The following is a 22,769-nucleotide window of genomic DNA, read 5'->3' as shown; positions in this document are numbered from 1 at the left end:
ACTTCATAGAAATCAATCGGCCCTGCCCCTCGCCAATCTATTTCAGCTATCTTGGGGTACGCCAATCGACCAAACGCTTAATCCGAAAATTGAGTGAATTATGCATCCTGAAGAAAACACATGACGATTCCGCCTAACTTCGACATGTCGGACGCGACAAGCCTATTGTCGACCTTTCTTAGATCGACAACACTATCGCCCTTAACCTCTTCTAGGTTTTTCACCCGAACATCAAGCGCCGCAATCCTGGGCCCATCCGACAGGTAATCTGCTGGAAGTTCAGCGCCGTAGAAAGATCGAAATTGCCCTGGCCCAACGATCCGCCAATGACCGTTGGCTGTCTCGATACTGTCAAAACCCTCGGCATCTTTGGTCGCGGAGACGTTGTGAATGCGGGCCAACCAATCCATCACAGGCGCTTTATCCTCAGCTACAATGGTCGCTGCGGCAAAGCCCTTCGCGCCGTTGGGATGTGTCATCTTATCGGGAAACTCCAGCAGGTCGCGCCGATGTTGTTGGCAGGCAAAGACCGACAGCCGGGGCATAGTGTCGTTGCGGAATACCTTCAGTGTGGTTTTGGTTCGGTCCTGCTTTCCGTCGGCACGAACAACATCGCGGCCAAAGTTCACGGTGCCTGTGCACGAAATCCGATGTTTGGCCAGTTCGGCCTCTGCCTCGTCGGCATCCTCTGTGAACAGCGCGGTGAGCGCTACACCTTCCGATTTATCCAGGAACGCTTCGACATGGCGCCCAAAGCGAAAGCCCCCGGTTTCATAACCGTCTAGCAAAGACGTATCGCCGATGCTTACGATCTCAAGAATTTGATGTCGGAACAGGGCGAGCGCTGTGGATGTCCCCCAAGGGTGCTGACCGGGCGGTGCAATGAAGAACCCCAAGCTGCGGTAGGTCTCAATCGCTTTGTCCAGATCGCGCACGGCGATCAGCGGGTGGTCGATACCAAGAAATGCCATGGAACCCTCCTATGTGAAGCCACTAAAGCTGCCGGGTTTGCGGTCTCGGATGGTGGCTTTGGGACCATAGACAGTTTTGCCAGCGGGAATTGATTTGGTGACGATGGCCCCTGCAGCGACGACCGCGTTTTCGCCAATATCAATACCGCCCAAGATGACCGAATGGCCCCCCAGCACGGCACCTTTGCCTATCAGCGGGTGACGACGGTCGCCCATGGAGACAAAGTTCGACCCCAACGTGACACCGTGCCAAATGCTCACGTCGTCTTCGATGACCGCCGTCCGTCCGATCACGACCCCAAGCCCGTGGTCGAGCCAAACGCGACGGCCGATCTGTGCCTCTGGCGCGATATCCACGCTGAGTTGCCGTCCAAGCATGGCTTTGATGGCCGCGGCCGCGGTATCGCGCCCAGACATCAGCAACGCATGCGACGCGCGATAGGACAAAAGTCCCTGATATCCGGGAGCGAACAACAAAACACGGGCGGCATCGGTACTGAGATCGCGTTCAGCCGTGGCCACGAGATCTTCCAAAGCGAAAGCGACGCTCCCCGCATCCGCTGCAAACGCTTCGCCAACCAGATCGCGAATCCTATGCCGCGCTTGCGCGTCAGGCACCAGTCCAGCAAGAACCGCGGCGAGCAGGTCAGCATCGTTTTGCACCTCGTCCGGCGTAAAGCCGTACAACGCAGCCAGCGCCGGCTCTTCGTGAAACAGCTGGGCAGTGTCTTCGATCAGGGTCATATCACTCGCTTGGGGCATAGCCAAAGGCCACGCGCGGCACTTCGGCAGTTTCGACCCAAACGCTTTTGGGTTCGGTGTATTCCATCAGCACATCCGTACCAGACGAGCGCCCAAAACCGGAAGAGCGCGAGCCACCAAAAGGCGTAGACACATGAATAGCCTTGTAGCCATTCACCCAAAACGTGCCCGCCCGCACATTCCCTGCCATACGGTGTGCGAGGCTGACATTGTTCGTCCAAACCGCGCCCGCCAGACCAAAATCTGTGCTGTTGGCGATGCGCACGGCATCAGCCTCATCGACAAAGCTAAGAGCCGCCACGACGGGGCCAAAAATCTCGGTTTGGGCGGCGTCAGCTTCTGGAGGCAGGTCCGTCAGGATCGTAGGCGGCACGATGAGAGCATCGCCTTTTGTTCTGTCCCCAGACAGTACCTTTGCCCCGTTCTTTGCCGCCTGATCAACCATCGCTGTCACATGGTCGAACTGGCGACGGTTACTGATCGGGCCGATCTCAGTCGCCTCGTCGAGCGGATCGCCAACCTTGAGCTGTTCCATCCCATCCGCGACCATCTTAACGAATTTATCCTTTATCGATGCCTGCACCAACAGCCGCGAGCCAGCGACACAGCTTTGCCCAGCGGTTGCAAAAATCGCGGCCTGTGCGCCTTTGCAGGCTGCCTTGAGGTCGGCATCCTCGAACACGATGTTGGCCGACTTGCCTCCCAACTCTAGCACGACAGGTTTCAGCGCCTTCCCTGCCGAGGTCGCCACAACCCGTCCAGTTGCAGGAGAGCCCACAAACACCACCTTGCGCGTCGCGTCATGCGCAATCGCAGCTTCGCCGGCCGTTGGGCCTAGGCCCGCCAGCACGTTGATCAACCCTGCGGGCGTACCTGCATCTTCGCAAATGGTGGCCAGCGCGATGGAGGTCACAGGGGTCAATTCGCTAGGCTTCAGAACTACGCCATTGCCGCAGGCCATCGCTGGAGCAATTTGCCAACCGGCAGTAAACATGGGCGCGTTCCATGGGGTGATCTGGAAAATCACACCCAGGGGTTCGCGGATCGTATAGTTCAGATGGCCCGACGGAACCGGGATCACCTGACCGTGCAGCTTGTCCGTATACCCCGCGTAATAGCGGAACATCTCGGACACTTTCGCAACCTCAACCCGACAATCACGGAGCGGCTTTCCTGAAACCACGGCCTCGACCTGCGCCAGTGTCTCTTGACGTTCATCCACGAGGGCAGCGATTTTTTGCATTACGATACCGCGGCCAGCGGCGGTGAAATCGGTCATCCACACCTTCTGCGCCACCGCTGCTGCCTCACAAGCACGGTTGGCCGTTTCAGCACCACAATCGGGATATTCAGCCAATACGGTACGAGAGTACGGGTCCTCCAGAGCGATCATCGCGCCTGTCCCAGAAACGAACTCCCCCCCCACATAGCTTTGTGGGACCTCCGACAAGTCAAGCTCCGCGCAACGCGATTTGTAATAAGCAATACGATCAAACATTAGAGCGTTTCCGATATTTATAGATTTCATTGAAGTCGGCGCTGTCATCCAGAATCTCTCGGCTGTTTTCCCAGATCGCCGCGATTTCCCGGGTTGCGGGAAGATCGATTCCCAGCCGTTCGGCCAGTCCGGTTGCAAGCCCGACGTCCTTTCGCATCAAGCCCATGGTGAAGCCAGAATCGTAAGCCTCATTGGTGATCCATTTGGGGAAATTCACCTCACTGACGCCCGACCGGCCGGATCCTGCGTTGATACCTGTCAGCAGCTCAGTCAATGAGATACCAGCCCGTTCGGCCATCTGCGCCATCTCGCTCATCAGGACAAGGTTCGCAGCGCAGAGCAAGTTGTTGGCGATTTTCACGGTGTGACCCGCACCAGAGGGGCCGATATGGACCAGCTTGCCGGTCATCTTCTCAAGTAAGGGGCGGACCTTGGTAAAACCAGCTTCGTCACCGCCGACAACCATGGTCATCGTTCCGGTGCGCGCGCCAAGTGGGCCGCCGCTGACAGGGCCATCAAGGAAGGTGTAGCCGTTGCTTTCCGCCGCCGCCGCGAGGCGCTTAGTGGTGTCCGGCTCTGACGTTGAGGTGTCGACAACGATACTGCCCTTTTTCAGATATGGGCCTAGTTCCTCCATCACCGCAGAGACAATAGCAGCTTTGGGCAAAGACAGGATAACGGTGTCGCAAGCACTAAAATCGGCCAAAGAGTCCGCCACCTTGGCCCCCGCCGCAGCTGCGCGCGCGCGGGCTTCTGGCATCGCGTCAAAGCACATCAAGTCGCAGTTCTGCGCCATCAAGCGCGAGAGGTATCCGCCCCCCATCGCCCCCAATCCAACCAATCCGATCATGAAAATCTCCCGATGTTTCAGGGAAAGTAATCCAACATCAGGCATCCGTGAATTGCAGCAACCTAGAAATAATGTTGCATTTGGCGCAACAATGCACCTCAGTCAAACCTGAAACGCCTGCATCGATCGCATTGCGTGATTGGCGAGTTTCACAGCCACCTCAGGCAAGCGCCGACCTGAGCGAGCGATTAAACTGACTTCACCCCGCGAAAATTCCGAAACATCCAGAGGCAAATCCACGATGGTGCCATCTGCGATCTCTTGCGCCACAACAAAAGCAGGCAGGACGGTGACGCCTAGCCCTTCGCGTACAAAATTCCGGATAGCCGCGAGCGAATTTGCTTCCAAAGCCCGATTTAACCGCACACCATAGATCGTCTCAACCTCGCGCACCATTGCCCCAATGCCGGAACCAGACGACAAGACCGCCGAAGGCATCGCAGCCAGGCTGCTTATTGAAACAGGCGTCGCAGTTTTGGCCCAGTCCGAAGTCGGAGCAGCCAATAGCCGCAAAGGCTGCGCCATATGTACCAACACCTTGCTCTGACGATCAGGCTTCGCATTGAAAACAAACCCTAAATGGGCTGCATCATTATGAATGTCTTGTACCACGGCTTCAGTGGAACCACTGCGCAGGGTGAATGTGATTTCAGGATAGGTTGTCTTGAAACTGGGCAAGGCGTTCTTAATCAAGTCGCTAACAAACCCTTCGCCCACCGCCAGCGATACGCAACCTCTGCGCATCCCGCGCAAGGCGTCAAACTCCGCCGTCAGTGCCTCAAACTCTGCCGCCTGTCCACGCAAGTGACGCAACAGCAAATTCCCCGCCTCGGTTGGCTTAACCCCCTTCTTGTGCCGTTCAAGCAATTGAATGCTAAGCTGCTCCTCCAGCGCCGTCAGCCTGCGACTGATCGTGGAAGGCTCTTGCTCTAGCGAAACGGCTACGGCCCGGATCGAACCCTCTCGGCAAACCTGCAGAAATGTAGAGGTGAGTTTGTCGTCCATTTGAGTTCCGGAGTTGCGCTGTTCACAACAAATTTTACATAGAGCCACCTAAGAACGCAACATTTTGGCACTAGGGCCAATGGCGTCATGTAAGCTGCTATTCTCGAGAAAAGACATTCATCTGGATTCAGTGAACGGCCGTTTTGTCCGCTCTGCCGAGCTTGACCGCCTGCCTCAGTACGGATTTGGTGTACTGGCGCGGAGAACGGTGGCTGTGAGCCCTTACCGGTCATTTTGCACGTTCTCTGATGCTGCAAATGCACCTGGTTGCTCCCGGCCCAAACCTGCCGTTGACGAGCTATGCATGCGCCGCATTGCAGCTTACCCAAGGCAACCGTTCAACACATTCTTCGAGAACTAGCCGTTAAGGAAGGTCGACTGCGCTGCATCTGAACGTGAAGGTTTCGTTATTGAACTGTGTCCAGACCTGATCTTGGTTCACGATACGGGCCATGATCTGATCATAATTTCCCCTCGCGCATGATAGGTTAGTACGTTTGAAAGACGTCATTTGCGCCACCACATCGAAGGTTCACTTTGTCCCGCAGGGCTGCTGTCTATGTATGAGGCCCGTCCGGCTTGGACTCAACCTGGCACGCCAACAGAGCCTTGTTTGCCAGTTTTGCGCCGGATTCACGAGCCACCTTGAAAGGGGCACTGAGCGGCTCAGCAAGTGGAGTGTCAGTTTTTACACCCCTGCTGCACACCCAAGTTGCATCTCTCTTTCAACCGCCTGCTATCCTCTCTCGTCCAGTTCTCAGGGGCGGTCACCTCTGCCCATGGGGCGATATAGTCTTGGGCGTAGTAGGCGTGACCGTGGCCCGCAGGGGCATCAAAGGCCAAAGCCAAATCGAACGCGAGCTGAAACTGGGTCACAATCGGGATAAACTTAAGGCGCGTAGAAACATCATGAGCGGGTGGGTCATTCATCCAGGGCGGCGCCCGCCACAGAGAATAGGGATCATAGAAAACAATGGGATCGCTCGAGTATTGCAGGAAGACAATGCGCATACTGCCCCACTCCGCTTTGGCTTGTGATGCATCCGAAATATGAGAAGCGTATCGGACCAATGAGCCATCACCGATTGTCGGCAACCACCAAGAGCTGCCTGGCCGGCGTGAGTGTTGAACATATTGCCAGAAACGGGAGGGAAACGGCGGACCGACCCAAAAAGCACCATCAATTGGGTCTCCGACGAGCCTGAAAAGGTTGGTGGCATACATGGAGGACCAGGCGCCAAGGCTCAATCCATGCGCGTAAAGGCGGGGTCTGCTGTCCTGCGGCAGTGTTTTCCAGTACTCATGCACGGTTTCAAGAAGGGCGGTGGCCTGATCCAACCCGGTCTTGGTTTCCAAAACCAGCGCCAGAGGCGATTGAAGATAGGAATACTGCGCACTCACCGTCGCGATATCTCCGTTGTGCATGTACTCAACCGGGTCGTGGGAGCCAGGATCCATCCAGCCGGTTCCCGTGGGGCTGGCAACAATCAGGACCTTTCGATCAAAGGCTTTGAGCCGTTTGAGTTCGGCAAGAGCCAGCTCCGCCCGCTCTGTCGCCGTGTCACCATTCGCACGTCCGACATAGACACGGATGGGCTCGAGCGCTGGCTTACCGGAAAACGCAGCGATCGCTTTCGCATCAGGGCCAGTCATCACGAAATCACGACCAGGCTGCCCCATCGCAGCCCAATCGATCAAGGACGCGGCAGATCCTGCCTTGTGCTCTGCTGTTGGCCGAGGCGGAGCATTTTCGAATAACTTTTGCGCGGCTTCATAGCTTTCATCCAGCCCCGTAACAGCGCGATCGAAAAGACCGTCACGCGTAACAACAAATAGAAGGAGAATGACTGTGATAACCCCAAGAATATTTGCACGCCGAACAGGCATAATCCGATAAAAGGCTGCTCTGACCCATCTAAATACCCCCGAAATCAAAATGCCCATGACGAATGCAATGGCAAATGTGATGAGCGCTGAGACAAGAATGGTCGTGAGGTATTGCGCTTCTGCAGGTTCCAGTCCCATTTTCTGCCGCAGTTCATTCTGCCAGTCCAAGTGGAACCAAATAGTCAAGACGGTCACCGATACAGTGATGCCCAGGAGAGCGAGGTTCAAAGAAGCGGCCAGTTTTCCTTGCAGGCGTGGCATATCGGCGGCGCGCCATATCAAATCAGCCGCTCGACCAAAAAGGTATCCAAGTGAAATTAGGACCCCGCCAAGAATACCCTGCACAGCCGGGCCACGGGGGATCAGAGACGGTGTCAAGGAGGCGGCAAACAAAAGCACGCCCAGCAACAGACATGGTAGAGAAAACCGCGGGACGAGTGTGCCGATTCTGAACATTTCCTAGCCTCCTCGCGCAGGGATAAAATACTTAAACAGCATAGGTTTGATGATAGCCAAGCTACACATTCTTTTCAGGCTTCAATGTTTATTCTTCCCTTTATCGCGTCAATTTGGCGGGCAATCTGCTAGCCGGCAGGCCGAATGCCAATCTGGTGGGGCTGGTGGCCCACCCGGCAAGGGTCTATATGGACATCTGCAAAAGGGCGCCATCCGGGCATCCCAAACGTGCAGGAGCAGAGCATGCCAGATCAGATTTGCATCATTGGCCTTGGCTATGTGGGTCTGCCCCTCGCGGTGGCCTTTGGACGGCATCGTGCCACCCTAGGGTTTGACATAGATGGCGCGCGCATCGCAGAACTGCGCGCAGGCGCGGACCAAACCCGCGAAATCTCGCCACAAGAGCTGAGCGAGGCAAGCCATCTGGCGCTGACTTCAAATCCTGATGAAATCTCTGATGCCAGGATCTATATCGTCACCGTGCCCACCCCCGTAGATGCAAGCCATCGCCCGGACCTGCGCCCTTTGCTGGCGGCCTCCAAAACCGTTGGAGCCGTTCTGAAACCTGGCGATCTGGTGATCTACGAAAGCACCGTCTACCCCGGCGCCACAGAAGAAGACTGCGTGCCGGTCCTAGAAGCGGAATCCGGCCTGCGGTTCAATCAGGATTTCCACGTCGGCTATTCGCCCGAGCGGATAAATCCTGGTGACAAAAATCGCCGCTTACCCGATATCACCAAGGTGACCTCTGGCTCCACCCCCGCAGTGGCGGCGCAGGTGGATGCGCTCTACAAAGAGGTCGTAACCGCTGGCACCCATCTGGCACCCAGCATCCGCGTGGCCGAGGCTGCAAAAGTGATCGAAAACAGCCAGCGCGATATCAATATCGCCCTGGTGAACGAGCTTGCGATGATTTTCAACCGTATGGGTATAGACACAGAGGCTGTGCTAAAGGCCGCTGGTAGCAAGTGGAATTTCCTACCCTTCCGTCCCGGCCTCGTTGGCGGGCACTGCATCGGGGTGGACCCCTATTACCTAACCCACAAGGCAGAAAGCCTCGGGTACCATCCGGATATCCTGCTAGCGGGCCGTCGTTTGAACGATGGGATGGGGACTTACGTTGCCCAGCAGATGATCAAGGCCCTGGTCAAACGCGGCAAGCCCATGCGCCGCGTGCTGATCATGGGGCTGACGTTCAAGGAAAACTGCCCAGACTTGCGGAACACCCGTGTCATTGATGTGTTGCGAGGGCTGGAGGACTACGGGTTAAGCGTCGACGTGCACGACCCCCACGCCGATCCTGCCGCCGCAAAGGCCAGCTTGGGTGTGGAACTCGTCGCCGAGCCCGCGCAGCAGGCCTATGATGGTATCATCCTCGCAGTTGCCCATAGCGCCTTCATCCAGATGCAGGAAAGTGATTTTCGCGCTTTCGGCGGCGAGGATGCGGTGCTTTACGACCTGAAGTACATCCTGCCACCGGACGCCTCCGATCTGCGCCTCTAATAGTGAAGTCGGGCGGCAAAGTCGCCAACCCTACATATCGATAGCATAGCACTGGAAGGACATTCTCTCCTCGCTTTGACACATGGATATGGACCGCAAAGCCGGAGCGCTGACAAAGCCCCTATTCGTTTAAGAGCATACTCTGCTCAAGCCTGAAGAAACTCGACGGCTTGACCTTTGACCACAGCGGCCGTGAGCCGCCCAGTGGCAAAGGCTCCCGTATCGATGGAAATGCGGCCTGCCTCGGCACTCGGTGCATCCACTATCGTATGACCATGCAGAACCCAATTTCTATCCTGGAGGGGCATTTTGAAAAACTCCGGATGCCCCCACAACAGATGGCTGGCGCTCTGCTCGTCGACGGGCACCGCCGGATCACAGCCAGCATGGGTCACAAAGATGTTTCCCGACTGCCAAGACAAGGGTAGGCGTCGCAGCCAGGTAATGAGGTCCTCCCCCATTGCCACCGTCAGGGCCTCGCAAGCCTTTTCAAGATCTGTCCCCTGTGAGGTATCGCTAACCCCCGCCACACCAAAACTGGCCAGTGTTTGCAGACCACCATATCGCAACCAACGGGGCCCAGCCGCCTTTGGATCATCTAGAAACGACAAAAGCATTTGCTCATGGTTGCCCATGAGGCAGGTGATCTCCGGGTGCGCCTGGAGAAACCGCAAAACCTCGGCGCTGTGTTCGCCGCGGTCCACGTAGTCGCCAACGCAGATAACTTGCAACTCTGGTTCGAGCTTGGTCAGCAAGCGCGTCAACAGATCAAAACGCCCGTGGATATCCCCAATGGCGCAGAAGGGTCCGCCTGGAGACAAAGGGGCAACAGGCTGAGAGCGAGCGAGGAGTTTTGCCAGCCAAGATCTAAGCATGTACCAGGTTCCAGACAGGTTTGAGTTAGGTCGTATCGCCTTTTACAGAGAGCCGCGATGAAAGGGAACGGCTGGAAAAGCGCACTATTTTGGGCGCAAAGGTGTTTATGTTTCGTGACCGTTCAGTGAAGCATTGGACGCCAATTCTGAGTTTTCGAAGCTTTGAATCAATAGCTGATCTGAAAACAATCACAAAACCGGCAATCCGAGAGGTAATTTATTTCCTTCGCAGGCAACAATGATGCCACCCCGACGCGGTTCTGGGTAAATTCAGACCCAGCATGGGGATCTCAAAATGGACGAATTTCACAAGCGCCTGACAGCGCTGCGCCAGCAGTTTCACCAGGACCCGGAGCTTGGCTTTGAAGAGCATCGCACCAAGGCGCGTGTGGCGGAACGGTTACGGCAGCTAGGCCTTGAGGTACATGAGGGCGTTGGCGTCATCGGTGTGCTGAAATCCGGCGGAGGCAACCGGGCAATTGGCCTGCGCGCCGATATGGACGCGCTACCGATTCACGAAGCCACGGACCAAGATTACAAGTCACAAAACACGGGGGTTATGCACGCCTGCGGCCATGATGGGCACATGGCAATGCTCTTGGGCGCTGCAGAGGTCCTGGCCCAGAGCCGCGACTTTGATGGCACAGTGGTTTTTATCTTCCAACCAAATGAGGAACATGGACTGGGGGCGCAGGCGATGATCGCTGAGGGCCTGCTGGAGCGTTTTGAGCTCGAAGAAATTTACGCAATCCACAATCTGCCTGGCGATCCGCTTGGCCAGGTTTCGACCCGCCAGGGACAAATCTGCGCCAGTGAAAGCCTGTTCGAGATCACCCTGCGGGGCCAGGGCGGGCATGCCTCAATGCCCCACGTGGGGGTAGATGCCATTACCGTGGGCGCTGAGCTGGTTCTCGCCTTGCAGACGATTGTCTCCCGCAAGCTGGCCCCTTCCTCCGGAGCTGTGGTCTCTGTCACTGAATTCATCACCGATGGGCAACGCAATGTGCTGCCTGGCCTTGCGCGGCTCAAAGGCGACGTGCGGGCGCGCGCCCCCGAAGACCGCCTGGCACTAGAACGGTTCATGCGCCAAATCACCAGTGGAATCGCAGCGGCCCATGGCGTCACTGCCACGATGAGCTTTGACACGGAATTTATCGAAACACTGAATGCCACAGATCCAACAGAAGCGGTGGTGCGTGTGGCACAAGCCATGCAGATCGCAACACTCGCAGATCGCCCCCCAATGAGCTTTTCGGAGGATTTCGCTCATTTCAGTGCTGCGGTTCCCGGCTGCTTCCTGCTCCTGGGCAACGGCGTAAGCGGTGCCCATGGACAACCGCTGCACTCTGCCGACTATGATTTCAATGATGCGCTTTTGCCGATTGGAGCTGCCCTATGGGCAGAACTGGTCCGTGATCGTCTGCCAAACAGAAAGACCACCGATGTTTGATTTTCTCACTCTCCCAAAGCTGGGCCATGTCGCTGCCAAAAAACGCAAGGGTGACGCCGTCGAGAGAGTTTTGTCCCGACAGGACTTTGCCACCTCCCGCGCTGAAATCACCCAGTGGCAGGGCTATGCGCCAACGCCACTGGTCTCGCTCAGGGCATTGGCGGATAAGATCGGCGTTGCTGAAGTGCTCTACAAGGATGAAGGCCCACGGTTTGGGCTCGGCAGCTTCAAGGCGCTTGGCGGTTCCTATGCGGCGCAACGGGTGCTGCAACGGCAACTCGCGGCCAATCTGGGGCACGAAGTCTCATTGGAAGATATCCGAGAAGGCAAATACAAAGCAGAGGCCGCCAAAATCACTCTGGTCTCTGCCACCGATGGCAACCACGGTCGGTCACTGGCCTGGGGCTGCCAGCGATTTGGCGCCCTTTGCCGGATCTATATCCATGCTGAGGTCAGCGAAGGACGGGCTGCCGCCATGCGTGATTTGGGCGCCGACGTGATCCGTATCGCAGGCGACTACGACGACTCCGTTCTGCTGGCCAAACAAGAAGCCGAAGAAAACGGCTGGTTTGTAGTCTCCGACACCTCATGGGAGGGCTACTCTGAACCGCCTCGTGACGTCATGGCCGGCTACGGTGTGATGACGCAAGAAATCTGCGACAGCCTGGAGCAGGCCCCGACCCATGTGTTTTTGCAAGGCGGGGTCGGCGGACTGGCCGCAGGAGTCGTTGCTGGGCTGCGGCAACACTGGGCGGCAAAGGGCCCACGGGTGGTGATTGTTGAACCTGAACTGGCTGCCTGTCTGTTTGAAAGTGGCCGGGCGGGTGCTGCCACCAGTGTTGCCATTCAAGAAGAAACAATGATGGCCGGCCTGTCCTGTGGGGAACCCTCAGAAATGGCCTGGGAAATTCTGGCCGAGGAGGTTTCCGATTTTCTGACCATACCGGATTCGCTGGTAGCCCCTACGGTACGCCTTTTGGCGCGGCCCCTCGAGGGGGATCCGTCAATCGAAGCGGGCGAAAGTGCCATTGCTGGCTTGGCTGCATTGATCGCCGCACGCCAAGATGGCGCACTTTCGCAAAAATTGGAACTGGATGCGGGATCGCGTGTTTTGCTGATTGGCTCAGAAGGGATCACGGACCCCACCATTTTTGCTCGGATCATGGGAGACCTCGATGCAGCGTAAGGCCCCAGCACGCGGGTTTGAGCAGGCGGAATTTCAGGCGCGCACCCAAAAAGCGCAGGCACTGATGGCGCAGCAAGGCTTGGAAGGCTTGCTGCTGATGACGGAACCGGATGTGAGATATTTCAGCGGATTTCACACCCTGTTTTGGCAGAGCCCGACACGCCCCTGGTTTTTGTTCATCCCGGCATCTGGCAAGCCGGTCGCGGTAATCCCTGAAATCGGTGCCGCCCTGATGCGGCAGACTTGGATCGAAGATATTCGCAGCTGGAGCGCCCCAGCCCCACAGGATGACGGTATCAGCTTGCTGCACGAGCTCTTGGCGCCCTTGGCACGACGCGGGGCGCGGCTTGGCATTCTGAAGGGGCATGAGACCTCCCTGAGGATGCCGTTGGGGGACTGGGAACGGCTGGTGCGGGCGCTGCCGGGTCTGCAGCTCACTGATGCGACCGGATTGATCCAGGGGTTACGGATGGTCAAATCAGCAGCCGAGATCGAAAAACTGGCCCATATCTGCACAATTGGTTCAGCCACATTCGATCAAGTGCCTAAACAAATTTCACAGGGAATGCCCCTAGAGGAGGTCTTTCGTGCCTTTCGACGCGAGGCACTGGCCCAGGGAGCGGATGATACCCCCTATCTGGTCGGTGGCGCCGGGCCGGGGGGCTATGCAGATGTCATCTCCCCCCCCTCGCGCCGTCCTTTGCAAGCCGGGGATATTCTGATGCTGGACACTGGCGCCACATGGGACGGGTATTTTTGCGACTTTGATCGTAACTTTGCCATCGAAACCGCAGATGATGCCGCCCGCCGTGCCTATGATGTATTGTGGCGCGCCACCGAGGCCGGGTTGGCAGCAGCCCAGCCGGGCAACAGCTGCCAGGATCTGTTTCAGGCCATGCAAGGCGTGATTGCTGAGCTTGACGATCAAAGCGGCGACATTGGCCGGTTGGGACATGGGCTTGGAATGCAGCTGACCGAACAGCCCTCTCATGCGGACTTTGACTGCACCCGTCTTCAGGAAGGCATGGTGCTGACGCTGGAACCCTCCTTGGGCTATGGCGACGGTCTGATCATGGTCCATGAAGAAAACATCGTCATCCGTGCCGACGGGGCTGAGCTGCTGACCCGGCGCGCACCACCAGAACTGCCGGTGATTTAGCAAACACCCCTGAGGAAAAGCGCAGAAACCGGTTGTCCTTTGACCTGCTTCTGCGCTTTATCGGCACATGGACGACAAAGATCTGGAAATACTAAAGCTGATGCAGGGCAATGCCCGTTTGACCGCAGATGCGCTGAGCCTCGAAGTAGGCCTGTCCCCACCTGCGGTGCAAAAACGGGTGAAACGCCTGCGCGACTCTGGCGTCATTCACAGCGAAATTGCCGTACTCTCCCCAGCCAAGCTGGGCCGCGAAATGACAGCGATTGTAGAGGTGGTACTAGAACGCGAAAGCCGGATGCACCTCGACGCGTTCAAACAGCGCATGAGGGCGGCACCCGAGGTGCAGCAATGCTACTATGCCACTGGTGCAGCCGATTTCATTCTCATTGTCGTCACCAAAGATCTAAAAGAATACGAGGCGTTTACCCAAGAGTATTTCTTCGACGAGTCCAATGTCAGCCGGTTCAATACCTCGGTGGTGATGGATCGGGTCAAGGTCTCGTTGGATATTCTTTGACGCTCGCCTCAGAATCAAAGGCCAGCGATGCTATCGGGGCAAGTGCCTGAACTGTATCAGGTCTTATTCTCCAGCGCTGTCTGTAGAATATGCGACAACCGTGCCTTGTTCATCGGCTTCTGCAAGAAAATATGGCCACGGAGAGACAGAGCTTCCAGCGTCGCTTCATCTTGCATATAGCCTGACATCAAGACTGCCTTGATCTCTGGGAACCGCCCCCCAAGCCGGTCGACAAACTCCAAACCGCTTTCGCCCCCTGGCAGAACAATATCAGCTAGGATCAGCGCAGGCCTCGGGCCCTGCGAAATCACCTGCATGGCAGAGGCGGCATCGCTTGACTGTGTAACTCGGTAGTTTAGTGACTCCAGAATACTGCGCAGCGTGCTTTGCACCGCCCTGTCGTCCTCCAGCAGGTGTATATTCTCCCCATTGCCGGGGATTGGAGTGGCCAAGTTTGGCGCCTTACTTGCTTCCGGATTCTGCAGGGATCGGGGCAGAAAAAGTGAAGCACTGGTGCCCTGCCCCAGCTCACTGTGCAAAGCAAAACCGCCGCCTGATTGCTGTGCAAAACCAAAAACCATAGAGAGGCCTAACCCACTGGTCTGACCAGGTTTACGCGTGGTGAAAAAAGGCTCACAGGCGCGGTTAAGCGTGTCTGGGGTCATCCCCTCACCAGTATCGCGGATCAAGATTTCAACGTATTCCCCGGGCTTTAAACTATGCTCCCCCCCTGGCAGAGGCTGTGCCTCGGTAACCAGATGGTTCTGGCAGGATATCTTCAGCTTCCCACCCTCTGGCATGGCATCCCGCGCGTTACTGGCGAGGTGCAGAATTGCGCTTTCGACCTGGGCTGCATCGGCATAAACAGGCCATAATCCGCCAGGAATTTTTATCTCGACCTCTATCCCCGCTCCAAGATTGGCCAGGAGCGGTTTGCGAATGCTCGTTATCAACTGGGACAGAGCCATGGGGCCGGGATTAAGGGTTTGCTTGCAGGAATAGGCCAGCAGATGGCGTGTCAAATCTGCGCCCCTCAAGGCCGCCTTCTTGATGGCCCCGATTAGCTCGTGATTTGAACCGTCGGCCATTTCCAACAATTCTGCATTGCCCAGGATCACCGTAAGCAGATTGTTGAAATCATGTGCGATACCCCCGGATAACTGTCCAATAGCCTCCGCGCGGTGAGCCGCAAGAAGAGAGGCTTCGAGCTCCTTCCTTTCAGTGATATCCGTCAAGATCCCAACAGAGCGGGCAGCCCTTCCATCCGGTCCGGAAATTGCTTTGCCACGCGCATGAAACCAGCGATACCGGCCCAGTCCGGTTTTCAACCTATGCTCATGGCTAAAGGGTTCATCCGGTTCCTTCAGGTGGCGCGTGAGCTCTTCCAGATAGGACTCAATATCATCGGGATGCAAAATTCTCTGAAGCAGACCTTCGCCATTTTCACCAACAAGAGTATCGATTTTGGTATCAGGCTCCAAATCAAGCGCCTCAAGAAAACTAGGCGAGAAATAGAGGTGATTTTGCTCTATGTCCCAATCCCAGACCGCAACACTTTGGGTGGCCAAGGCATAGCGTTCCTCGCTGGCATCAAGCCGCCGGGTTCGCTCTTCGACTTTGCGTTCCAATTGAGCATTCAGCCTCTGCATCTGTAACCGCAGGGCGTTCTGTTTAGTCACATCCTCTTCGCTGATAATGACTGCAAAGGCACCAGTAATGGGGTCGCGCCCCCGCCGGGCCAGAAGCCGGTGCACACGAGACCCATTCTGGGTCCAGACAAGTTGTTCCAGATCCAGACTCTTGCCGTTTATTGCCGTTTCCAATAACTGTTCCGCAACGTTTGGATCCTTTAGACGGCTGGCCATTTCATTCCCGCTCAAACCTGGCCTGGGAGGCCCGTAACAGCACAGCGCTGCGGGGTTCTGCGCGAGCAACTCACCATCTGCCGAAAAAGTACTGACCATCAGCGCCGAAGCGCGAGTCGCTTCGAGGATCCGCAGGGATTCCGCATCAACCATACTGCCGACGAATTGCTTAACCTCGATCAGAACCGCATTTGTGTCCTGCTCGATGATGATGGGAAGAAAGGACAAGATGACGTTCTTTGGCGCATCATTGGGATAAAGCGTCCAGGTGTCCTGGATGCGTTTTTGGCCAGGGCCATTGCCTATGATCTGACGCAGGCGGGTGCGGACCATGTCACTATCAGTGGAGAAGTCTCGCTTTAGCAGGTCATCGAGGCTCGGTGCTTCCCAAAACAAAATACCTGCCGCGTTTGCCCACCAAATTTTGTGATTGTCGACGTCAAAAACCCAAATTGGCGTGGCCAATTGTTCAAAATGGCCCAGGCTATCCCGAGTTTCAAAACGAGAGGCGGTGTGGAAACTATCCATACTGGTAAAGTACCGTAACTACAAACTGACGAAGTTGTACACTTCTCCTATAGGCAACCCAAGCAGTTTTGACACTTCTGCGTTCACGATTTCTGGCCCGCCGAGCTAAAGCCCTGTGGAAAAGCAAAACGGAGAGAAACACCTAACTTCTGGGCGGTACATGGAGTATCACTGCCCGACAGGCTAAGACTGCCGCAACATTGCTGGAAACCCTCAGCGCTCTGCAACCGAGGCCTTGACCTATACACTTAGACAAAAGGCCCTTATGATTGCACTTAACGACAAAGGTGCAGAGATCATGAAGGCTACATTCCGGCACGTCAAAGCCGACATCATGGGGAAAATCACCTCGGGGGAATGGGCTCCAGGTGGGTTGCTTCCTAATGAAATGGATCTGGCCGAAAGCTATGGCTGCGCCCGCGCCACCGTCAATCGCGCCATGCGCGAACTGGCTGATGAAGGGGTGGTTGAGCGCCGTCGTAAGGCCGGCACCCGCGTCCGACAGGCGCCCCTTCGCCAGGCACGGTTTTCTATTCCTATTGTCCGGGCGGAAATTGAAGAGCAAAACGCAGCCTATCGTTATACCTTGATCAGCCGTGCAGTGCAGGCGGCGCCCCATTGGCTCTGTGCCCGTTTGAGCCTGGATCAGGGCACCCAGGTGCTGCACCTGACCTGCATGCATTACGCAGATGGCCTGCCCTATCAGTTTGAGGACCGCTGGATTTCCCTCTCCATCCTGCCTCAGGCAGAAGAGGCCGATTTCAGCACGCTGGGGCCAAATGAATGGCTGGTCTCTACGGTGCCCTTTTCGGATGCTGAAATTGCCTTTTCGGCCACAGCCGCGACCCCGGAACTGGCAGAGTATCTGGGCTGTGCACAGGATGAAGCCCTGTTCACGGTGGAGCGCTCCACCTGGCTCAAAGAAGAGGCGATCACATTTGTGCGCCAGACTTTCCGACCTGGCCATCGGATGACGACGCGGTATTAAACCGCGCCGCCCTTAGTTTATTTCAAGATGCCAGGCAGGCGCAGGTTGTGCACACGGGCGCATTCCTTGGCCTCTTCGTAACCCGCATCCGCGTGACGCATCACGCCCGAAGCCGGGTCGTTCCACAACACGCGCTCCAGCCGCTTGGCGGCGGCATCGGTGCCATCGGCACAGATCACCACACCGGAGTGCTGGGAAAAGCCCATGCCGACGCCGCCACCGTGGTGTAGCGACACCCAAGTCGCACCTGAGGCGGTATTGGTGAGTGCGTTCAGCAGCGGCCAGTCCGACACCGCATCAGAGCCATCCATCATAGCCTCAGTCTCACGATTGGGCGAGGCAACCGAGCCCGAATCCAGATGATCTCGACCAATCACCACCGGTGCGCTCAACTCGCCGTTTTTCACCATTTCGTTGAAGGCCAGCCCCGCCTTGTGACGATCGCCCAGACCGATCCAGCAAATTCGCGCCGGAAGCCCCTGGAAGGCAATCCGCTCCTGCGCCATATCGAGCCAGTTGTGCAGATGGGTATTCTCCGGGAACAGTTCCTTCATCTTGGCATCGGTCTTACGAATGTCTTCGGGATCACCAGATAGGGCGACCCAGCGGAAGGGGCCAATGCCACGACAGAACAGCGGGCGGATATAGGCAGGCACGAAACCCGGGAAATCAAAGGCGTTTTCCAGCCCTTCCTCCAGCGCCATCTGACGGATGTTGTTGCCGTAGTCCACGGTGGGCACGCCCATGGCGTGGAACTTGCACATGGCATCTACCTGCACCCGCATTGAGGCCCGCGCCGCTGTTTCCACTGCTTTGGGATCGCTTTCGCGCCGTGCTTTCCATTCCCCCATTGTCCAGCCCAGTGGCAGATAGCCATTGACCGGATCATGTGCGGATGTCTGGTCGGTGACGATGTCAGGGCGCATACCGCCAGACTCGGCACGGACCAGCAGCTCAGGGAAAACATCGGCGGCGTTGCCCAACAGGCCGACCGACTTGGCTTCCCCCGCAGCGGTCCATTTTGCAATCATCGCCAAGGCTTCATCCAGAGTCTCAGCCTTTTCATCCAAGTATTTTGTGCGCAGCCGAAAATCAATGCTATCGGGATTGCACTCCACCGCCAAACAGCAGGCGCCAGCCATAACTGCGGCCAAAGGCTGGGCGCCGCCCATCCCTCCCAGACCACCCGTGAGGATCCATTTCCCACTGAGATCACCGCCATAGTGCTGACGGCCAGCCTCAGCAAAGGTCTCATAGGTGCCCTGCACAATGCCCTGCGTTCCGATGTAGATCCAGGAGCCGGCCGTCATTTGGCCGTACATCATCAAACCCTTTTTATCGAGTTCGTTGAAGTGATCCCAATTTGCCCAATGTGGCACCAGATTGGAATTGGCAATCAAGACACGAGGTGCGTCTTCGTGGGTTTTGACGATGGCCACGGGTTTACCTGATTGCACCAGCAGAGTTTCATCGGCCTCCAGATCCTTGAGACTGTCCACGATAAGATCAAAATCTTCCCAGGTGCGCGCGGCGCGACCAATGCCGCCATAGACCACCAGTTCATGCGGATTCTCGGCCACATCAGGGTGCAGGTTGTTCATCAACATGCGCATTGGTGCTTCGGTCAGCCAGCTTTTGGCAGTGATTTCAGATCCGGTAGTCGGAAAGACATCGCGGGTGTTTTTTCGGGGATCGGTCATGTGTTTCCTCCGGTCTGGGGCGCCCAGTCAGCCAGGCGAGTGAGAATGGTATGTAAATGTTCACGCAGGCGATTGGCCTTGGTCTGGTCATAGATCCAAGGGGCGGCCTCGCGGGTTAGATAGGTGCTTTGCGCCAGTTCCATTTGAATGGCATGCAGGCCTTCATCAGGGCGGCCATAGTGGCGGGTGGTCCACCCCCCTTTAAAACGCCCGTTGACCACAGAACGATAATTCTTGGCCCTTGTGCAGGCTGAGACCACAATCTCTTCGAGTGCAGGATCACAGGTGCGGCCCATATTGGTCCCGGTGTTGAAGTCCGGCAGGACTCCTTCAAACAGAAAGGGAATAGTGCTGCGGATCGAGTGGCAATCATAAAGAATGGCAAAGCCGTGTATGGCTTTCACCCGTGCCAGCTCTGCCTCAAGTGCCCTATGATAAGGCGCGTGAAATTCCCGGCAGCGGGAGTCAATCTCTGCTGCATCTGGCTCCTGATCCCAGATAGGGTGACCATCAAAATCCGTCAGCGGAACCAAAGTTGTGGTGTTTTGGCCAGGGTAAAGCGAGACCCCCGATGGATCCCGGTTGGCATCAATCACATAGCGATGAAAGACCGCACGGACAGAGGTCACATCGGGCAAAAGCCCCTCGTAGAGCCTATCTATGTGCCAATCGGTGTCATCCAACCCCCTGCCCCGCGCGTTCAGCTTTGCTGCAACCTCTGCAGGGACATATGTCCCTGTATGGGGCAGACCCAGAACCAAGGGGCTGTCGCCTCTGGTGACATCAACAGCGGAGATCATGCTCCCAGCTCCGGCATGGCGATCTGACTACACCTTGCAATTTCTCCGCTCACGATCAGCGCCGAAGCGGCCTCAATATCCGGTGCGGTGTAGCGATCTTCTTCTAAGGGCGGCACCGCATTGCGCAGCTTTGCGATCACGTGCTGCAATGCGTCGCTGGTGGGTAAAGGAGCGCGGAATTCCACGCCCTGGCTCGCGCAGAGCAGCTCAACCCCAAGGATGCGCTCAAGGTTCACCAGCATCTGCCCCAGACGCCTGGCACCGTGAGCAGCCATGGAAACGTGATCTTCCTGATTGGCAGAGGTCGGCGTGCTATCGGTGACGCAGGGGTTGGCCAAGTGCTTGTTCTCACTCATCAGCGCGGCGGTTGTAACCTCAGCAATCATGTAGCCAGAGTTCAGACCGGGGTTCGGCGTCAAGAAAGGCGGCAGATCGTGGCTCAGAACCGGATCGACAATCAGCGCAATGCGGCGTTGAGCGATGGCCCCGATCTCTGCAATCGCCAGCGCGATCATATCGGCAGCAAACCCGACGGGTTCTGCGTGAAAATTCCCGCCCGAGACAATCAAATCAGCCCCAACCAGCACCAGCGGGTTATCAGTGGCGGCGTTGGCCTCGATCTCCAGCGTCTGCGCGGCTTGGCGCAGCACATCCATTGCGGCACCGACCACCTGTGGTTGGCAGCGGATACAATAGGGATCCTGCACGCGGGCATCATCGTCACGATGGCTTTCGCGAATGACCGATCCCGCAAGCAGCAACCGCATGGTGGCTGCGGCCTCTACCTGACCGCGATGACCGCGCAGGCTATGAATTTCGGGCTGCAGTGGCGCCGTGGATCCCATAATCGCATCCGTGGTCAAAGCCGAGGTCACAAGCGCGCTTTGCGCCGCTTGCCAGGCCCCAAACAGGCCGACGAGGCCAAAGGCGGTGGAAAACTGCGTGCCATTGATCAACGCTAGCCCCTCTTTGGGGCCAAACTCGATCGGAGCCAGACCAGCCGCCGCGAGCGCCGCCTCTCCCGACAGGATCCGGCCGTCATATTCCGCCTCAGCCGCCCCCATCATCACCGCTGCCATATGCGAGAGCGGCGCCAGATCGCCAGAGGCCCCAACCGAACCCTGCGCCGGAATGACCGGGGTAACGCCTTTTTCCAACATAGCCTCAAGCAGATCGATGACCTCCAACCGCACTCCAGAGGCACCACGGCCAAGGCTGAGCAATTTCAGCACCATCATCAAACGAGCATGGGCCCGCGGTATCGCCGGGCCGACACCACAACAGTGGCTTAGGATCAGGTTGCGTTGCAAAGTGGCGGTATCCTCAGCCGCGATTTTGACGCTGGCCAATTTGCCAAAGCCTGTATTGACCCCATAAACTGCGGCCTCTCCAGCAGCCGCGGCGGCGATATGGCTATGCGCGCGCTCAATGTCCGGACGGCAACTCGCATCGAGACGCACAGGGCATTCTTCGCGGAAAACCCGTTCAAGCTCGGAAAGAGAAACCGCACCAGGCGTGAGGGTCAGGGTCAAGGTTTGGTTCGTCACAGGGAACCTCCAATAATGCGCGCGTAAAGAGGGTTAAAGCCAATGCGATAGGCCAGCTCTGCCGGATGGGCGACGTCCCAAACCGCAAGATCCGCAAGCTGCCCCACGGCAAGGCAGCCGCGGTCCGAAAGCCCAAGAGCCTGGGCCCCGTGGCTGGTGACACCGCACAGGGCTTCTTCGGGCGTCATGCGAAACAGGGTGCAGCCCATATTCATCGCCAGCAAAAGCGACGTCATCGGTGCAGAACCAGGATTGCAATCGGTGGCCAGCGCCATGGGCACGCCCGCAGCGCGCAATAGATCCAGCGGCGGCATCTGTGTTTCGCGCAGGGTATAAAAGGCACCAGGCAGAATCACAGCCACGGTTCCAGCCTCCGCCATGGCGGCAACCCCGTCACCATCGAGGTATTCGATATGGTCGGCAGAAAGCGCACCGTAACTGGCCGCCAGTTTGGCCCCGCCCAGATTGGACAGCTGTTCTGCGTGAAGTTTCACTGGCAGGCCCAAACGGCGTGCCTCGTCAAAGACCTGTGCGATCTGTGTTGGGGAAAACGCTATTCCTTCGCAAAAGCCATCAACCGCATCAACCAGACCTTCGCGATGGGCTGCGCGCAGCGTTGGGATACAGACCTCTGCGATATAGCCATCAGCATTGCCGCTGTACTCCGCAGGTACCGCATGCGCCCCAAGAAAACTGGTCACAACCCGGATTGCGCGATGCTCTGGCAAGGCGCGGGCCGCCCGCAGCATGTTCAACTCGGTCTCTTGGTCCAAGCCATATCCGGATTTCACTTCTACCGTGGTGACCCCTTCAGCCAGCATGGCGTCAATGCGGGGCAGTGCTTGAGCGACCAACGCCTCCACGGTGGCAGCACGGGTGGCGGTGACTGTGGAGACAATACCACCGCCTGCCCGTGCAAGCTCTTCATAACTGGCTCCGTTGAGGCGCATCTCAAATTCCGCAGCGCGATTGCCACCATGCACCACATGGGTGTGGCAGTCGATCAAACCTGGGGTGACCAAACGGTTGCCCAAAGAGGTTTTGGGGCAGCCCTCAAAGGCGGCTGGTAGCTCGCTTTCGGGGCCAACCCAGGCGATTTCCCCCTCAACCACGGCAATGGCAGCGGCATCAACGAGCCCGTAAGGCCCTGCTCCGGCGACAAGAGTAGCCGCACGTAGCTCGGTAAAAACGTGACCCTCTGTCGTCATGGGTGACCTCCACA

Annotated in this window: 18 protein-coding genes; 6 read left to right on the top strand and 12 right to left on the bottom strand. The window is 57.2% G+C overall.

Features of this window, described 5'->3' with window-relative positions; all coding sequences use genetic code 11:
- Positions 1-98: 98 nt before the first annotated feature.
- The 6 genes from MED193_RS00960 to MED193_RS00935 all read right to left on the bottom strand — a co-directional run bounded on the left by MED193_RS00960 (position 99) and on the right by MED193_RS00935 (position 7,429).
- Positions 99-971 carry a VOC family protein gene (locus MED193_RS00960; RefSeq protein ID WP_009807744.1) on the bottom strand — a complete coding sequence of 291 codons (873 nt, stop codon included), beginning with the start codon at positions 969-971 and terminating at the stop codon, positions 99-101.
- Positions 972-980: 9 nt separating this feature from the next.
- The gene (locus tag MED193_RS00955; protein WP_254655406.1) at positions 981-1,715 is read right to left on the bottom strand and encodes a serine O-acetyltransferase; all 735 of its coding nucleotides are present in this window, start codon (positions 1,713-1,715) and stop codon (positions 981-983) included.
- Between the two features lies 1 nt (position 1,716).
- Positions 1,717-3,231: an aldehyde dehydrogenase family protein gene (locus tag MED193_RS00950; protein ID WP_009807742.1), complete on the bottom strand. Its 1,515-nt coding sequence runs from the start codon at positions 3,229-3,231 to the stop codon at positions 1,717-1,719.
- A complete protein-coding gene (locus tag MED193_RS00945) occupies positions 3,224-4,081 on the bottom strand; it encodes an NAD(P)-dependent oxidoreductase (protein ID WP_039965680.1) in 858 nt (285 codons plus the stop codon). Before MED193_RS00945 ends, MED193_RS00950 begins: the two co-directional genes overlap by 8 nt.
- 102 nt (positions 4,082-4,183) lie before the next feature.
- Positions 4,184-5,086, bottom strand: coding sequence for a LysR family transcriptional regulator (locus tag MED193_RS00940; RefSeq protein ID WP_009807740.1), 903 nt, complete (start codon positions 5,084-5,086; stop codon positions 4,184-4,186).
- A 681-nt stretch (positions 5,087-5,767) separates the two neighbouring features.
- On the bottom strand, positions 5,768-7,429 hold the full coding sequence (locus tag MED193_RS00935) for an alpha/beta-hydrolase family protein (protein WP_009807739.1): 1,662 nt from the start codon (positions 7,427-7,429) through the stop codon (positions 5,768-5,770).
- Positions 7,430-7,672: 243 nt separating this feature from the next.
- Here MED193_RS00935 and MED193_RS00930 point away from each other — a divergent pair, with 243 nt between their 5' ends.
- Positions 7,673-8,932, top strand: coding sequence for a nucleotide sugar dehydrogenase (locus MED193_RS00930; protein WP_009807738.1), 1,260 nt, complete (start codon positions 7,673-7,675; stop codon positions 8,930-8,932).
- Between the two features lie 146 nt (positions 8,933-9,078).
- On the opposite strand, the gene MED193_RS00925 is transcribed toward MED193_RS00930, so the two are convergent.
- Positions 9,079-9,807, bottom strand: coding sequence for a metallophosphoesterase family protein (locus MED193_RS00925; RefSeq protein WP_039965628.1), 729 nt, complete (start codon positions 9,805-9,807; stop codon positions 9,079-9,081).
- Between the two features lie 295 nt (positions 9,808-10,102).
- Between MED193_RS00925 and MED193_RS00920 the strand changes: the two genes are divergently transcribed.
- The 4 genes from MED193_RS00920 (at position 10,103) to MED193_RS00905 (ending at position 14,119) form a co-directional block, all read left to right on the top strand.
- Positions 10,103-11,257, top strand: a complete 1,155-nt coding sequence (locus tag MED193_RS00920; protein WP_009807736.1) for an amidohydrolase — start codon at positions 10,103-10,105, stop codon at positions 11,255-11,257.
- Positions 11,250-12,443, top strand: coding sequence for a diaminopropionate ammonia-lyase (locus MED193_RS00915; RefSeq protein ID WP_009807735.1), 1,194 nt, complete (start codon positions 11,250-11,252; stop codon positions 12,441-12,443). The genes MED193_RS00920 and MED193_RS00915 overlap by 8 nt, the downstream gene beginning before the upstream one ends.
- A complete protein-coding gene (locus MED193_RS00910; protein WP_009807734.1) occupies positions 12,433-13,602 on the top strand; it encodes a Xaa-Pro peptidase family protein in 1,170 nt (389 codons plus the stop codon). The genes MED193_RS00915 and MED193_RS00910 overlap by 11 nt, the downstream gene beginning before the upstream one ends.
- A gap of 67 nt (positions 13,603-13,669) precedes the next feature.
- Entirely contained in the window at positions 13,670-14,119 is a 450-nt protein-coding gene (locus MED193_RS00905) for an Lrp/AsnC family transcriptional regulator (RefSeq protein WP_009807733.1), read from the top strand.
- A gap of 56 nt (positions 14,120-14,175) precedes the next feature.
- On the opposite strand, the gene MED193_RS00900 is transcribed toward MED193_RS00905, so the two are convergent.
- Positions 14,176-16,512, bottom strand: coding sequence for a PAS domain-containing sensor histidine kinase (locus MED193_RS00900; protein WP_009807732.1), 2,337 nt, complete (start codon positions 16,510-16,512; stop codon positions 14,176-14,178).
- Between the two features lie 298 nt (positions 16,513-16,810).
- Here MED193_RS00900 and MED193_RS00895 point away from each other — a divergent pair, with 298 nt between their 5' ends.
- Positions 16,811-17,500 (top strand): UTRA domain-containing protein, encoded by a 690-nt coding sequence (locus MED193_RS00895; protein WP_039965679.1) that lies wholly within the window; start codon positions 16,811-16,813, stop codon positions 17,498-17,500.
- Positions 17,501-17,517: 17 nt separating this feature from the next.
- Here the strand turns inward: MED193_RS00895 and hutU are convergent, their stop codons facing one another.
- From hutU to hutI, 4 genes are read right to left on the bottom strand one after another with little or no spacing between them, the layout of a single operon-like run.
- A complete protein-coding gene (gene hutU / locus MED193_RS00890; protein ID WP_009807730.1) occupies positions 17,518-19,200 on the bottom strand; it encodes a urocanate hydratase in 1,683 nt (560 codons plus the stop codon).
- On the bottom strand, positions 19,197-20,000 hold the full coding sequence (hutG, locus tag MED193_RS00885; protein WP_009807729.1) for an N-formylglutamate deformylase: 804 nt from the start codon (positions 19,998-20,000) through the stop codon (positions 19,197-19,199). Before hutG ends, hutU begins: the two co-directional genes overlap by 4 nt.
- Positions 19,997-21,547 carry a histidine ammonia-lyase gene (gene hutH / locus MED193_RS00880; protein ID WP_009807728.1) on the bottom strand — a complete coding sequence of 517 codons (1,551 nt, stop codon included), beginning with the start codon at positions 21,545-21,547 and terminating at the stop codon, positions 19,997-19,999. The genes hutG and hutH overlap by 4 nt, the downstream gene beginning before the upstream one ends.
- Positions 21,544-22,755, bottom strand: a complete 1,212-nt coding sequence (gene hutI / locus MED193_RS00875; RefSeq protein WP_009807727.1) for an imidazolonepropionase — start codon at positions 22,753-22,755, stop codon at positions 21,544-21,546. Before hutI ends, hutH begins: the two co-directional genes overlap by 4 nt.
- Positions 22,756-22,769 lie beyond the last annotated feature (14 nt).

Origin of the sequence: Roseobacter sp. MED193, from assembly GCF_000152965.1 — a bacterium.
Lineage (GTDB): Bacteria > Pseudomonadota > Alphaproteobacteria > Rhodobacterales > Rhodobacteraceae > Pseudophaeobacter.
Note: the sequence above shows the minus strand (reverse complement) of the source record. Positions and strands in the feature narration are given on the sequence as shown.